The organism is Brevibacillus sp. NRS-1366 (assembly GCF_050467985.1).
Genome location: NZ_JBITPN010000036.1, coordinates 81635 through 96521 on the forward strand (window position 1 = coordinate 81635; position 14887 = coordinate 96521).

10 protein-coding genes are annotated in these 14887 nt (G+C 44.7%); all 10 read left to right on the forward strand.

The window, feature by feature from the left end; genetic code table 11:
- The first annotated feature begins 73 nt into the window (after positions 1–73).
- The 10 genes from ACIFQN_RS24755 (at position 74) to nikB (ending at position 14885) form a co-directional block, all read left to right on the forward strand.
- Positions 74–1708, forward strand: a complete 1635-nt coding sequence (locus ACIFQN_RS24755) for an ABC transporter substrate-binding protein (RefSeq protein WP_429835705.1) — start codon at positions 74–76, stop codon at positions 1706–1708.
- Between the two features lie 33 nt (positions 1709–1741).
- Entirely contained in the window at positions 1742–3331 is a 1590-nt protein-coding gene (locus tag ACIFQN_RS24760) for an N-acyl-D-amino-acid deacylase family protein (RefSeq protein ID WP_429835706.1), read from the forward strand.
- Positions 3332–3363: 32 nt separating this feature from the next.
- Positions 3364–4776 (forward strand): serine hydrolase domain-containing protein, encoded by a 1413-nt coding sequence (locus tag ACIFQN_RS24765; RefSeq protein ID WP_429835707.1) that lies wholly within the window; start codon positions 3364–3366, stop codon positions 4774–4776.
- Between the two features lie 707 nt (positions 4777–5483).
- Positions 5484–6341, forward strand: coding sequence for a GNAT family N-acetyltransferase (locus ACIFQN_RS24770; RefSeq protein WP_429835708.1), 858 nt, complete (start codon positions 5484–5486; stop codon positions 6339–6341).
- The gene (locus ACIFQN_RS24775) at positions 6338–7414 is read left to right on the forward strand and encodes a serine hydrolase domain-containing protein (RefSeq protein WP_429835709.1); all 1077 of its coding nucleotides are present in this window, start codon (positions 6338–6340) and stop codon (positions 7412–7414) included. The genes ACIFQN_RS24770 and ACIFQN_RS24775 overlap by 4 nt, the downstream gene beginning before the upstream one ends.
- A gap of 77 nt (positions 7415–7491) precedes the next feature.
- Positions 7492–9141, forward strand: coding sequence for an ABC transporter substrate-binding protein (locus ACIFQN_RS24780; RefSeq protein WP_429835710.1), 1650 nt, complete (start codon positions 7492–7494; stop codon positions 9139–9141).
- Positions 9142–9214: 73 nt separating this feature from the next.
- Positions 9215–10666 (forward strand): serine hydrolase domain-containing protein, encoded by a 1452-nt coding sequence (locus ACIFQN_RS24785; RefSeq protein ID WP_429835711.1) that lies wholly within the window; start codon positions 9215–9217, stop codon positions 10664–10666.
- 30 nt (positions 10667–10696) lie between these two features.
- On the forward strand, positions 10697–12337 hold the full coding sequence (locus tag ACIFQN_RS24790; protein ID WP_429835712.1) for an ABC transporter substrate-binding protein: 1641 nt from the start codon (positions 10697–10699) through the stop codon (positions 12335–12337).
- Between the two features lie 72 nt (positions 12338–12409).
- Complete coding sequence (locus tag ACIFQN_RS24795) at positions 12410–13822, forward strand: serine hydrolase domain-containing protein (protein ID WP_429835713.1); 1413 nt, start codon at positions 12410–12412, stop codon at positions 13820–13822.
- 124 nt (positions 13823–13946) lie between these two features.
- Positions 13947–14885: a nickel ABC transporter permease gene (gene nikB, locus ACIFQN_RS24800; RefSeq protein WP_429835714.1), complete on the forward strand. Its 939-nt coding sequence runs from the start codon at positions 13947–13949 to the stop codon at positions 14883–14885.
- Positions 14886–14887 lie beyond the last annotated feature (2 nt).

The window sequence follows — 14887 nt, forward strand, 5'->3', positions numbered from 1 at the left end:
AAATTCAGTAACCTTGTCAATCGAGGAGTAGTAGTTGTGGACAATATTTTTTACTAGAAAAGGGGGCTGATTTATGTTTAAAAACACATATAAAGGAACTTGCACCGCATATATCACGTTTATATGCCTGTTAGTAATCTCACTGATTGGCTGTAGCTCTGCTCCAACACCATCAACCAATGAGGCTGGGAAGAGTAACAGTTTAGAACCACAAAAGGGCGGGACACTTACGATAGCAGAGATTGCGGAGCCTGATACATTGGATCCACACAAAACGTCCATATCAACAGGTAGTTCTATTTCAGGCTACATGGGAGGCTCCCTTGTCACTTTTGATCCTGTCACAAATAAATTACAACCCTATCTAGCAGAATCATACACAGCTTCCGAGGATGGGAAGACCATCACGTTCAAAATTCGTACCGGTGTGAAGTTTCACGATGGTACACCTTTGACAGCGGCATCTTTCAAGGCAAGCTATGAACGCGCATTGGCACCAGAAACGGCTTCACCTATAGCGGCACAATTATTATCATCTATAAAATCCATTTCCGCCCCTGATGACACAACCCTGATCTTTCATCTGGACAAACCGGCAGCGCCACTTCTTCCCTATTTGACGTCTGAAGGCTACACGCAGCCCTTATCTATAGACGCAATCAAAAAGTATGGAAAAGAGTATGGCAGAAATCCCGTGGGAATCGGGCCCTGGAAGTTTGAAAGCTGGAAGACCGGCGAATCGATTACCATGGTACGGAATGAAGAATTCAGTTGGGGATTACCCTATGCAGAAAATAAAGGAGCGCCTAGACCTGAAAAGCTTGTGATCAAGTTCATTAAAGACAACCAGACTTTGCTGGCTGCATTGGATAGCGGCGCAATCGACATCGCCACCATACCGGGTAAAAATGCAAAAAAATATAAGAACAATGACAAGTTTACCATCATCGAGGGAACAGCACCTGTGGTGTATTCTATGGAAATGAACCTGGAAAACGAGTTTCTGAAAGATATCCATGTACGCAAAGCGATCAATCTGGCCATCAACAAAGAAGCGATTATTCAGGCTGATTTACAGGGTGAAGGTGTGCCTGCTCATGGTCCGCTCCCTTCTCTGATGTTTGGATACGATCCAGCAGTTGAACAATACGGGTATAAATACAATGTGGAAGAAGCGAAAAAGATGCTGGAGGCATCTGGATGGAAGGAAAATGAGCAGGGAATCAGAGAAAAAGATGGAAAAACGCTTAGCCTTTCACTGATGGCTTATGAAGCGAATCCTGGCAATCAGTTAATTCAAAGCATGTTAAAGGAAATTGGAATAGATGTGGAAATTCAAATGTTTGAAACTGCCGCTGCAGTGGACCAAGGACTCAAAGGAGCATTCGACTTATTTATTTATAGTTACGGAGACATTGATCCTGATATTTTATATTTGTTGAAGCATTCCAGCCAAATTGGGGTCGCCAATTTCGGGCGAGTTAACAATAAAGAGCTGGATGCCCTGTTAGAAAAGGGGCGTACGACAATGAACGAAGAGGAAAGACGGAAAAGCTATGTAGACATTCAGAAACTAGATATTGAGCAAGCCTATGGAGTCCCACTTTATTCACCAAAACTTTTCACGGTGGTAAACAAACGAGTTCAAGGGGCAAAGCTAAATCGAATGGCTCAGTTATCCGTGTACGATGTGTGGATTCAACAATAAATCACGAAGGTGATAAAAGTGGGGCGTTGAAGCATGAATGTCATTCTCCGAAATTGTCAGGTGTACGACGGGACCGGGAATTCTTGGTATAAGGCAGATATTGCAATTAGCGGCGACCGCATAGTTCAGGTTGGAACCGTAAACGGATTTTCTGCTGATGAAGAAATAGATGTGAAGGGGTTAGCGGTTGCACCTGGTTTTATTGATATCCATACACATTCGGATACTGCTGCGTTTGTTCCCGAGCTTTGCAAAGGGAGAATTATGCAAGGAATCACTACAGAAGTGATTGGTAATTGTGGTGTGAGTGTCTATCCGGTAAATCCGGAAAATAGTGACCTACTGACAAAGTATGTTGGTGCTGAAATAGAAGCGGTCGATTTGAAGTGGACTTCCCTAGCGGAGTTTGCGGAGATTTCGACTTCATTAGGACTTGTGACAAATTTAGTTCCTCTGATAGGGCACGGAACTGTTCGCATTGCTGTAATGGGATTTGATAACCGTCCTCCGACTCCAGAAGAAATGGAGAAGATGTCTCGACTCGTAGCAGAATCGATGGAACAAGGCGCCTTTGGGATTTCTAGCGGCCTGATCTATCCGCCAGGAGTCTTTTGTACCACAGAAGAGCTGGTTGAACTTTGTCATGTCGTTCGTGATTATAATGGGATCTACACGACACATATGCGTAATGAAGCTGATCTGGTTGTAGAAGCCGTAGAAGAGGCAATTACAATCGGTCGTAATGCCGAGGTTCCCGTTCAGATTTCCCATCATAAAGCGGCCGGCAAGCAGAACTGGGGAATGCCTCAGATTACAGTTCCCAAAGTAAAAGCAGCGCGCGAGGATGGAATTGATGTAGACATGGATGTATATCCTTATACGGCTGCTTGTACAAGTCTGTCTATAACATTGCCTCCCTGGTGCCATGAAGGAGGAACAGAGGAAATGCTGGGCCGTCTTGGAAATCCCCAGATGAGACAGCAAATCAGACACGATATCGAGCATGGAATTCCGGGATGGGAAAATTGTGTTGAGAATACGGGCTTGGAGAATATAGTTATCCCATCGGCTAAAAATAAGGAAATAGCAGGAAAAAGTATTGCCCAAATCGCGAGAGAACGTAATCAGGAACAGGACCCCATATCCACTCTCCTTGATGTATTGATAGAAGAGGAAGGCGACGCGATCATGGTTATCTTCGATATGAGTGAAGAGGATGTGCGTTTTATCATGCAGCAGCCAGAGACGATGATTGGCTCTGATGGGTTACCAGACGTGAAGACTCACCCCCGTTGCAATGGTACGTTTCCGAGAGTATTGGGCCACTATACCCGAGATGAGAAGGTTCTGCAATTGGAGGATGCGATTCGAAAGATGACCTCGTTCCCTGCTAAAAAACTAGGGTTAAAAGATCGGGGAATCATCCGTGAAGGAGCCTATGCGGATATAGTCGTATTTGATCCGAAAACGGTTGCGGATATGGCCACATATGAATCACCTGGTGAAGACGCAGTGGGGATTACGCATGTTTTTGTCAATGGTTATCCCGTTGTTCGAGATGGACAGTTTGAAATGATAAAGCAAGGAAGATTTATTAAAAAGGAACTTCAGAAAAGGATATAAGATGGGACAATGAAAAAGAAAGGATGATGGAAATGAGTACCCACAATTGGACACAATCTTTTGAAGAATATACGCAGAAGCTTTTGGATAATACAAAGACACCAGGCGCCATCCTTGCTCTTGCGCAAAATGGAGAACTTCTTTATCATCAAACGTTCGGCTATAGCGATGTGGAGCACAAAACGGAGATCACACTGGACACGGTTTTCGGGATCGGTTCCTGCACGAAATCATTTGCCTGCGCAGCTATTATGCACCTTCAGGATGCAGGAAAACTGTCTGTTCATGATCCGGTGGCAAAGTACTTGCCAGAGTTTCGGACTCCAGATGCCGAGAAAACGAAACAGATGACTATTCACCACTTTATGACACATACAGCAGGATTGCCACCGCTGCCTGCTCTTGAATTTTCCTTAAAGCGAAGTTTCGAAGCAGACCCCCATATGAAGGAAGCGGTAGAACAAATGAAAGAGATAAATTCCATCGATACTTATGAGGAATTGATGGATTTTATCGCGTCCCAACATTTCGATTTCCTTGGTGAGCCGGGAACTGAGTTCAGTTATTCGAACGATGCCTATGCTTTGCTTGGCGCCATTATTGAAAGAGTAAGTGGAAAGTCATTTGAAGCCTATTTGAAAGAAAGTATTTTGGACCCGGCAGGTATGACCGATAGTGTATTTCATCTTGAGGAGTTACAGGGAAATACTGACATAGCCACTCTATACTCATATAAAGAAGCTGTTGAGGACAAGGAAGTGTTTCCCTCGCCTGCCCCATGGGATGCTCCACCGATGCGAGCAGCCGGTTTCTTAAAATCAACAGTGAGAGATCTGTTGAAGTATCTGGAGATTTTCCGTACTGGGGGCTTGGTCGGCAATACGCGAATTCTTTCCGCCGCAAGTGTGGAACAAATGATGAAACCTTTTGTTGAAATCTCGCAAAGTGAATGGTACGGATACGGATTCTCGGTGCATACTGACTACCACGGTGCGACTTTGGTCGAGCATGGAGGAAACATAAAGGGAGTCAGCGCTGAAATCTTTCTGATTCCAGAACAGGGTATTACGGGAGCAGCACTGTCCAATTTAGTGAAAGCACCGTTGCCAACGATTATGGAAGCGTCCTTAAACGGATATCAATCGAGACCGGTTCAAGCACGTGCCATCGCCTATGAGAAACAAGAACTGTCGGCTGATCATGCCAACCAATATGTAGGTACATTCTCCACATTAGAAGGGAATAGCATCACAATCAGTTACGAGGATGGCTCCCTCCTGCTAAATGAATTAGGGAACACGCCTTTCTCGCTAAGTTATATAGGTGAAGACAGTTTTGTGTTTACAGAAGATGATCAGGAGATTGCCATTCGTTTCATCCGTAACAGTGAGGGACATGTTATACGAGTCTTACGTGGCTTGAGACAGCTGACTAAAGTTGAATAAGTAACGAGATAAAGTGCGTTCTTTTCGTATTTTTACGAAGGGGACGTTTGCACGCACTAAACCTTTGCTGATACAGGATTTTTTGTGGAAAGAATTAGAAGGAGGACTTTATACTAACCCTCTTGACGGTGAAGGACAGTTTTGATCCGAAAATCGGGGATGTGCTGGTGTTGGCCGCCATCTTTTCGATCCTGATCGTAGGCGAGCATCTCTCTATCTGGCAGTGTCTCAAAGGCAAAAAAACTTGCGTAATTTACGCAAGTTTTTTTGCGTGATTAGCTCGTTTGAACAATGCATGTTGATTTTGTTATTCGGCATCTTTCTTGCTTTACTCCTAGTCATGTTTCATTGATTTGCATTAGGCGAGGAGGCGAGGAGGCGAGGAGGCGAGGATGGCTCCCTACTGCTGAATGAATTAACACGCCTTTCTCGCTAAGTTACACAGGTGAAGATAACTGCTCGGTGGAATGGCGGTTTTCTTTTATGCAAAACAATTTGTTTTTTTTAAAATTATGATACAATGGATCAAAGAAGTATTTATTTCTTCTTGATTAATATATGTAGAAAATTATTCTTACACAAGATGGGGAAAAATAATTCAAGGCGAAAGCATAAGACGAAGTACCTTAGCGTTTTTATGAAATACAAAAGAACATCCCTGGAATAGTCGGCAGTTGACTTCGTCTTGGGAGAGGAGGTGAGTATTCATGCACGACAAACAGCTTTCGGCATCTCTTACAATCAGACTTATGAACACATATGAAGAACTTCTGGCAGTAAAAGAGCTGGAAGAAATCATTTGGGCGTCTGATGACCCCGTGCCCTTGCATCAAACGATGGCGGCCGTCAAACACGGCGGCATGGTTATAGGAGCATTTGCTGGGGAGCGCCTGGTCGGCTTTCAATACAGCTTTGCGGGGTTTGACGGCGAGAAGGCATACCTTTGCTCGCACAACTTGGGCATCCATCCCGATTACCAGAGGGGGGGAATAGGAGAGAAGCTCAAACTGGCACAACAGAAGGCCGCGATTGAAAAAGGCTATGACCTTGTTTCATGGACGTACGATCCCCTGGAAACGGTCAACGGAAATCTGAACATTCGCAAGTTGGGGGCAATTTGTTCTACTTACCTCGAGAACTGCTACGGCGAGATGACAGATATTTTGAATGCCGGCATACCTTCAGACCGGTTTCAGGTAGAGTGGTGGATCAGGCATCCGGACGTAACGGAGAAGCTGGCGAATCCGCGAAAAAAGAGAGAAATGGACGCTCATGCAAAGCCAGCCTTGCAATTTGTCATCAACCCGCAAGGCGATCCCGAGCCGCAAGAAATTGATCTCACACAGGAGCAGCATGATTGTCAGCTTATCGTTGCTGTACCCTCAGCATTCCAGGCAGTCAAAGCAAGGGATTTCAATCTGGCGCTGCGTTGGCGGATGGAAACCCGGGCAGTTTTTAAGCATTATTTTCAGAATGGTTGGATTGTTTGCGATTTTATCAAAAGTGACCCCATAGAACCTGTCCATTATTACCTTCTGGAAAAAAAAGGGAGGGAATTTCTATGAATCGTACACACAAACAAACAACACAGACAGCGATTGAACAATTATTTAACAAGCTCTCACCAAATGAACCCGGTTGTGCTTATATTGCGAGTTTCGACGATGGTGTTACATACAAAGGGGCAGTCGGTTTAGATTCAATAGAAAAAAACCTACCGATAACGACTAAAACCATTTTTAATCTCGGATCCGTTTCAAAACAGTTTACAGCATTTTCCATTTTATTACTAGAGCAAGAGGGTAAATTGAATCTAGATGATTCCATTTTAAAGTATGTACCTTCTCTTGGAGCATATGCTAAACCTGTGACACTAAGGCATCTCGTTCATCACACTGGTGGATTAGTAGATTACATGGATTTAGCTGAAGAAGAAAAAATTTTTTATACGGATAAGTTAACTCCTGAGAAATCATTAGAGCATTTTGAAAATCATCAAATGGCAAAATTTCCAGTAGGAACAAAGTTTGAGTACAGTAACACAGGATACTTCTTATTATCGTTAGTAGTTGAAAAAGCTAGTGGAAAAAACCTTCGCGAGTTTTCGAAGGAGCGTATTTTTGAACCTTTACACATGAACGACACAGCAATCGTGGATCGCTATCCTATAAACTTTCCAGTTGCTCGTGGCTACATGAAGAATGAGCAAGGGGCATATGAAATATATGAAAGCGATTGGGAGCATATGGGCGATGGAGCCGTTCATTCGAATGTTGAAGACTTAGTCAAATGGGGACAAAACTACACTACAGGTACGGTTGGTGGGAAAGACCTTGTTAAAAGAATGGCTGAGGTAGGTCCGAAAACTTCTCCAACTGGTCAGATGATTATTGATAATGGAGATTATGCTTTTGGCTTGCGCATTGGCGAAGATTTTGATTGTCCTTACGTAGAACATTCAGGACTTTGGGCTGGATACAGTTCACACTTTATGCGTTTCCCAGAAGAACGTATGACGATTGCGGTATTAAGAAATTATGATGAATTAGGTAATCATGAGGTTTTTGAGGTTAAAGAGTATGCTAAAAAAATAGCAGAAATGATGTTAGGCTACCGCGATTCGGGTATGGAACCTTAATCTATGGAAGCGCTTAAAAAGTTTGGAAAGGAATACGGCAGAAACCCGGTAATCTTGAAAAAAGGAGGTTTTTCAACATGTTTCATAACAGAAAGAAAGGAAGATTCATAGCGTGCAGTCTGGCAATTGGTTTGCTTTTGGCATCAGTGGTTGGTTGCAGCTCAACACCAGCTCCGGCTCCAACTGATAAGCCAAATGACGCAGGAAAATCAAACGCAAGCAGTTTGGTACCGAAAAATGGAGGTACCGTCACGATCGGGCTTCCAGCGGAACCTGATTCCTTGGATGCTCAAAAATTTCAATCGTCAGATGCAAGTATTTTGACGACCTTTATGGGAGGGGCATTGGTTTATCAGGATCCAAAAACTCGTGAATTAAAGCCCCATCTGGCAGAGTCGTATACGACCTCCGAGGATGGAAAGACGTTGACTTTCAAAATTCGTTCCGGAGTAACCCTCCACGACGGCACTCCGTTGACAGCCAAGTCTTTCAAAGACACCTTTGATCGGGCATTGGCGCCAGATATGGCTGCATCACTCGCAGGCATTATAGTGAGCCCTGTTAAATCCGTATCAGCTCCTGATGATAAAACCTTTGTTATCGAGTTAAAAGAGGCGTCAGCTCCTTTTCTCACCGATTTGATCACATTGCACCCGCTTTCAATGGATGCCATCAAAAAGTTCGGAAAAGAGTATGGCCGAAACCCTGTAGGTGTTGGCCCCTGGAAATTTGAAAGCTGGAAGACGGGTGAATCGATTACGCTAGTGCGAAATGAAGCGTACCAATGGGCGGACGGTTCTGCGGAGAATCAGGGACCACCAAGACCGGACAAGCTTGTCATCAAGTTCATTAAAGAAAATTCGACAATGGTGGCAGCGATGGAAAGCGGTTCCATTGACATCGGTATGAGATTTCCCGCAAAAGAAGCGAACAAATACAGGAACAGCAAGGATTTTACTTTACTTGAGTCATTTGCACCACCTAGTATCCAATACGTCGAGTTCAACCTCACAAACGAGATCCTGCAAGATATAAATGTGCGTAAAGCCTTTAATATGGCGATTAACAAAGAAGCGATTATTCTGGCAGACTTAGATGGAGAAGGAGAGCCTGCCTACGGACCGCTCCCTGCTTCTATGTTTGGTTACGATGAAAATATCGAACAGTACGCCCATAAATTCAATGTAGAGGAAGCGAAAAAACTGCTGGAAGAATCCGGTTGGGTGGAAAATGCCCAAGGTATCAGAGAAAAGGGCGGGAAAACACTTAGCTTTACGATGCTGACTTCTGAATCTTCCCCTGGAAATCAGTTGATTCAGAGCATGCTGAAAGAAATTGGCATAGATCTGAAAATTCAAGTGGTAGAAAAAGCAACTAAGCTGGAAATGGCCACTAACGGAAAGTTTGAAATAAGCAGAAGTGGCTATTCGTACACTGACCCGGATATTCTGTACTTACTGATGCATTCCGGCCAGGTCGGAGGCTTCAACTCAAGCCGGATCAACAATAAGCAGGTGGATTCGCTTGTGGAAAAAGGACGTATGACGATGGATGCAGGAGAAAGAAAGAAGATTTATGAGGAAATTCAAAAGATAGTGGTAGAACAAGCCTATCAGGTCCCACTATTCATGCCAAAAGAATTGAATCTCATCAGTAAACGCATCCACGGAGTCAAGGAAGATCCGTCAATGGGTATAAATATACAGGATATGTGGGTTAACGAGTAATGTGTGGCCCGCCTCTCTTAAAACGGAAGGCCGGGTTTTTCATTTTTTATCAGACTGATAGGAGGCATATCAAATGAAAAAACAAGCTTGGGAAGCTACCTTTGAAGACTTTGCTCAAAATGTGTTTACAGGAAGTCGCGCACCTGGCCTGATTGTAGGTTTGAATAAAGACGGAGAGAGCCTGTACAGAAAAAGCTTTGGCTACCGAAATGCAGAGCAAAGGCTGGAATTAACGCCAGATACTATAATGGGGCTGGCATCAGTGACAAAATCCTTTACGTGTATGGCTATCATGCAGTTACAGGAGGCGGGTAAGCTGTCCGTACATGATCCTGTGATCACATATTTGCCAGAACTACGGACACCTGATCGTGCGAAAACAGAGCAGATGACCATTCATCATTTTATGACTCATTCAGCCGGGTTTCCGCCGCTTCCTGTTGATGCACTTGCTGTCAATAGTTCTATGCGTGAGGTTCTATCCGATGAGAATCATCCGATCTACAGATTTCTGAAAAAGGAAGATGTAAAACCGGTTGATACGTTCGCCGATTATTTGGACGCTTTCAACAAACAAGAGTATGAGCTGCTCGGAGCCCCCGGACAGTATTTCAGCTACTCCAATGACTCCTATTCATTGCTTGGCGGCATTATACACAGGGTGAGCGGGAAACCGTACGACGTTTATGTAAAGGATCATATACTTGATCCGGCAGGCATGTCGAGTAGTACATTTTACCTCAGTGATCTGCCCAAATTTCCTGATGTAACAACGATTTACCATTACCGGGAGAATAATGGTGAACAGGAGCTATACCCTGATCCAGATTGGGAAGACGGTCTGGTCGTAGCAGCCTCTGGCCTCTTAAATTCTACTCTGAGAGACATGCTGAACTACGCCGAGATTTTCCGTACAGGTGGACTGGTCGGCAAGGAGCGTATTCTTTCTGAGGAAAGCGTTAAGGAAATGATGCGGCCACATATTCGTTGTAGTTATCACAGTTATTACGGATATGGATTGGAGATCCAGCCCGATTTCTTTGGTCAAACGTTGGTAGGACATGGAGGCGCGATAAAGGGTGTAGCGGCCCAACTGACCATTTTGCCGGAGTGTGGAATCACGGCTGTAGGCTTGGCCAATTTGGTAGGCACACCTGTTGAGGGAGTAGTTACGGCAGCAATCAATACGTTGGCAGGGCGTCCAGCAGACGCTTCCGCTGAGACGTACAGTGAGGAGTATCCCGTTCCTGTTGAAAAATTGGGCAGGTATGTTGGACGATTTATATCGGGCGAAGGTGCGGATTTAAGTGTCATTCTGGAAGAAGGGGCATTACATCTAGTGCAAAATGAATCCATCGACGGGATCGGAAACAAAGAAAAGTATTCGCTACAGCCAATCGGAGAGGACTATTTCTGGGTTAACTTCGCGGGAAGAGAGTTTTCCGTCGGTTTTATTCATGACGAAGATGGGGAAGTGAAGGCCATCTCATTTGGCTTTCGGATCATTCCCAAAGCGAATAAGTAGATTTTTTACTGGAAAAGGGGGATCTGATTTATGTTTAAAAATACAGATAATAACAGAACTCGTCTCGCGTATATCACGTTTATTTGTCTGTTAGTAATCTCGCTGATTGGCTGCAGCTCTGCTCCAAATCCATCAATCAATGAAGTAGGAAAGAGTGACAGTTCAGAGCCGCAAAAGGGCGGGACACTTACGATAGCAGAGGTGGAGGAGCCTGATACATTGGACCCACATAAAACGTCCATGGGAACGGGTAATATTATTTCAGGATACATGGGGGGATCCCTTTTCACTTTTGATCCTTTCACAAATGAATTACAACCCTATCTGGCGGAATCATACACAGCTTCCGAGGATGGGAAGACCATCACATTTAAAATTCGTACCGGTGTGAAGTTTCACGATGGCACACCTTTGACAGCGGCAACTTTCAAGGCAACCTATGAACGTGCGTTGGCACCAGAAACGGCTTCACCTGTAGCGGTACAAAGCTTACAAGGTGTAAAATCCATTTCTGCCCCTGATGACACAACTCTGATCTTTCATCTGGACCAACCGACAGCTCCACTATTTGCGCTTTTGACGTTTGATGGCTACACGCAGCCACTATCAATGGACGCCATCCAAAAGTATGGAAAAGAGTATGGCAGAAATCCCGTGGGAATCGGGCCCTGGAAATTTGAAAGCTGGAAGACCGGCGAAGCGATTACCATGGTTCGGAATGAAGAATTCAATTGGGGATTCCCCTATGCAGAAAATAAGGGGGCTCCCAGACCTGACAAGCTTGTGATCAAGTTCATTAAAGACAACCAAATTTTGATGGCAGCATTGGATAGCGGCACAATCGATATCGCCACCCTGTCGGGTAAAGAGGCAAAAAAATATAAGAACAATGACAAATTTACCATCATCGAGGGAACAGCACCTAATATGGTAGAGTTGGCAATGAACTTGGAAAACGAGTTTCTGAAAGATATCCATGTACGCAAAGCGATCAATCTGGCCATCAACAAAGAAGCGATTATTCAGGCTGATTTACAGGGTGAAGGTGTGCCTGTTCATGGTCCGCTCCCTGCTATGATGTTTGGATACGATCCAGCAGTTGAACAATACGGATATAAATACAATGTAGAAGAAGCGAAAAAGATGCTGGAGGCATCTGGATGGAAGGAAAATGCGCAGGGAATCAGAGAAAAAGATGGAAAAACACTTCATCTCTCACTGATAACTTATGCAGCGAGTTCTGGCAATCAGTTAATTCAAAGCATGTTAAAGGAAATTGGTATAGATGTAGAAATTAAAATGTTAGAAGTTGCCGTTTCGGGGGAACAAGCATCCAAAGGCGCATTCGATTTATATCTTACTGCCTGGGGTGACGTTGACCCTGATATGCTATATTTGTTGATGCATTCCAGCCAAATGGATGGGGGCCTTAATTACGGGCGAATGAACAATAAAGAGCTGGATACCCTGTTAGAAAAGGGTCGTACGACAATGAACATGGAAGAAAGAAAGAAAATCTATGCAGACATTCAAAAAATGGGTGTTGAGCAAGCCTATAAAGTCCCACTTTATACACAAAAAATTTACAGGGTAGTAAACAACCGAGTTCAAGGGGCGAAGCCAAATCCAATGGGTAAGTTATCCGTGTACGATATGTGGATTAAACAATAGATCACAAAGGTCGGTTTTCTGGCATTGATCAGGAAACGGTATTAATAAAATGGAAAATGAAGGATGTTGGAAATGGTTACCGACAATTGGACACAATCTTTTGAGGAATACACACAGAAGCTTTTGGATAACACAAAGACACCAGGCGCGATCCTTGCTCTTGCGCAAGATGGAGAGCTTGTTTATCACCAATCGTTCGGCTATAGCGATGTGGAGCACAAAACGAAGATCACACTGGACACGGTTTTCGGGATCGCTTCCTGCACGAAATCATTTGCCTGCGCAGCTATTATGCAGCTTCAAGAGGCAGGAAAACTGTCTGTTCACGATCCGGTGGTAAAGTACTTGCCTGAGTTTCGGACTCCAGATGCCGAGAAAACGAAACAAATAACGATTCACCACTTCATGACACATACAGCAGGATTGCCACCGCTGCCTGCTCAAGGTATTTCTTTAAAGCGAAGTTACGAAGCAGACCCCCATATGCAAAAGACTGTTGAACAACTGAAAGATCTAGATCCCATCGATACTTATGAGGAATTGATGGATTTTATCGCGACTCAACAGTTCGAGTTGCTGGGTGAGCCGGGAACTGAGTTCAGTTATTCGAACGATGCCTATGCTTTGCTTGGCGCCATTATTGATAGAGTAAGCGGAAAGTCGTTTGAAGCCTATTTGAAAGAAAGTATTTTGGACCCGGCAGGTATGACCGATAGTGTATTTCATCTTGAGGAGTTACAGAGAAATACTGACATCGCCACTCTATACTCATCGAAAGGAGCTGGAGAGGACAAGGAAGTGTTCGCCTCTCCCGCCCCATGGGATTCTCCACCGATGCGCGCAGCCGGTTATTTAAAATCAACAGGGAGAGATCTGTTGAAGTATCTGGAGATTTTCCGTACGAGGGGGTTGGTCGGCAATACGCGAATTCTTTCCGCCGCAAGTGTGGAACAAATGATGAAACCTTTTTTTGAAGTCACGCAAGGTGAATGTTACGGATACGGATTCGTGGTGCATACTGACTACCACGGTGCGACTTTGGTCGAGCATGGAGGAAACTTAAAGGGAGTCAGCGCTGAAATCTTTCTGATTCCAGAACAGGGTATTACGGGAGCAGCACTGTCCAATTTAGTGGAAGCACCGATACCAACGATCATGAAAGCGTCCTTAAACGGATATCAATCGAGACCGATCCAAGCTCGTGCCATCGCCTATCAGAAACAAGAACTGTCGGCTGATCATGCCAACCAATATGTAGGTTCATTCGCCAATTTAGAAGGGAGAAGGATCACAATCAGTTACGAAGATGGTTCCCTACTGCTAAATGGAATAGGTAACATACCTTTCTTGCTAAGTTATCTAGGGAAAGACAGTTTTGTGTTTACAGAAGATGATCAGGATATCGCCATACGTTTTATCCGTAATAGTGAGGGACGCGTTATACGAGTCTTATGTTTTTCTAGACAGCTGACAAAAGTTGAATAAGTATGAAAGTGGTAAAAAAGGAAGCGTGCGACAATCGAGAAAAAGTTCGGAATTATCAACAAGCGGTCTTCAAGTTGCATCCGTTAGACAGACTACTATTTCATGATAGCTGGGTGAATAAATAATGAAGCAGTATATACTCAATCGGTTAGTATCGGGAATTATTGTCTTGTTCGGACTCTCCATCTTTACCTTTGCGCTCATTCACATGATTCCAGGTGATCCGGCGCGTATCATGCTAGGGCAGAAAGCGACAGTAGAACAAGTAGAACTCTTACGGGAGCAGATGGGGCTGAATAAGCCCCTCGTGGTACAGTATGTCGATTATGTCTCGGGGGTAGTCAAAGGAGATCTGGGAACTTCACTCAAGACGGGCCGACCAGTCTTTGTCGAAATTACAGAGCGCTTTCCAGCCACAGTCAAGCTCGCTTTGGTCGGAATTGGCATCGCTATCATTTTAGGTGTAGCGACGGGAATTCTTGCAGCGAAGTACAAAAATACAAGCATCGACTATACCATAACGTCGCTGGCAACGCTGGGGATGTCTCTCCCGAGCTTCTGGCTGGGGCTCATCATGATTATGGTGTTTGCCGTCAAGCTCAGCTGGTTCCCCATCGCTGGTGGGACGGGATTCATGGATATCGTGCTGCCTGCCATTACATTAGGTGTGCTGAGCTCCACGACGATCATCCGGCTCACGCGCTCCGGCATGATCGATGTGCTTGCCAATGATTACATCCGCACCGCCAAAGCGAAAGGAATGCGCGAGTCGATCATCCTGTTTCGCCACGCTTTTCGCAATGTGATGATTCCCGTGGTGACCGTCGTCGGTTTGCAAATGGCAGCGCTGCTCGGCGGATCAGTCATCATCGAGCAGGTGTTTAGCTGGCCGGGGATCGGTACGCTCGCCATCAGTGCCATTTCCTCCCGCGATTTTCCCATGATTCAAGGCATCACCCTATTTATGGGCTTTGTCTACGTAACGGTCAACATTCTCGTCGACCTCCTCTACGGACTCATCGATCCGCGGGTTGACTACAGTGCGTTAAAGGAGGGGGCCTAAGC

Coding starts and splice junctions, on each gene's coding strand:
- ACIFQN_RS24755 (WP_429835705.1), top strand. CDS start 74: ATGTTTAAAAACACATATAAAGGAACTTGCACCGCATATATCACGTTT.
- ACIFQN_RS24760 (WP_429835706.1), top strand. CDS start 1,742: ATGAATGTCATTCTCCGAAATTGTCAGGTGTACGACGGGACCGGGAAT.
- ACIFQN_RS24765 (WP_429835707.1), top strand. CDS start 3,364: ATGAGTACCCACAATTGGACACAATCTTTTGAAGAATATACGCAGAAG.
- ACIFQN_RS24770 (WP_429835708.1), top strand. CDS start 5,484: ATGCACGACAAACAGCTTTCGGCATCTCTTACAATCAGACTTATGAAC.
- ACIFQN_RS24775 (WP_429835709.1), top strand. CDS start 6,338: ATGAATCGTACACACAAACAAACAACACAGACAGCGATTGAACAATTA.
- ACIFQN_RS24780 (WP_429835710.1), top strand. CDS start 7,492: ATGTTTCATAACAGAAAGAAAGGAAGATTCATAGCGTGCAGTCTGGCA.
- ACIFQN_RS24785 (WP_429835711.1), top strand. CDS start 9,215: ATGAAAAAACAAGCTTGGGAAGCTACCTTTGAAGACTTTGCTCAAAAT.
- ACIFQN_RS24790 (WP_429835712.1), top strand. CDS start 10,697: ATGTTTAAAAATACAGATAATAACAGAACTCGTCTCGCGTATATCACG.
- ACIFQN_RS24795 (WP_429835713.1), top strand. CDS start 12,410: ATGGTTACCGACAATTGGACACAATCTTTTGAGGAATACACACAGAAG.
- nikB (WP_429835714.1), top strand. CDS start 13,947: ATGAAGCAGTATATACTCAATCGGTTAGTATCGGGAATTATTGTCTTG.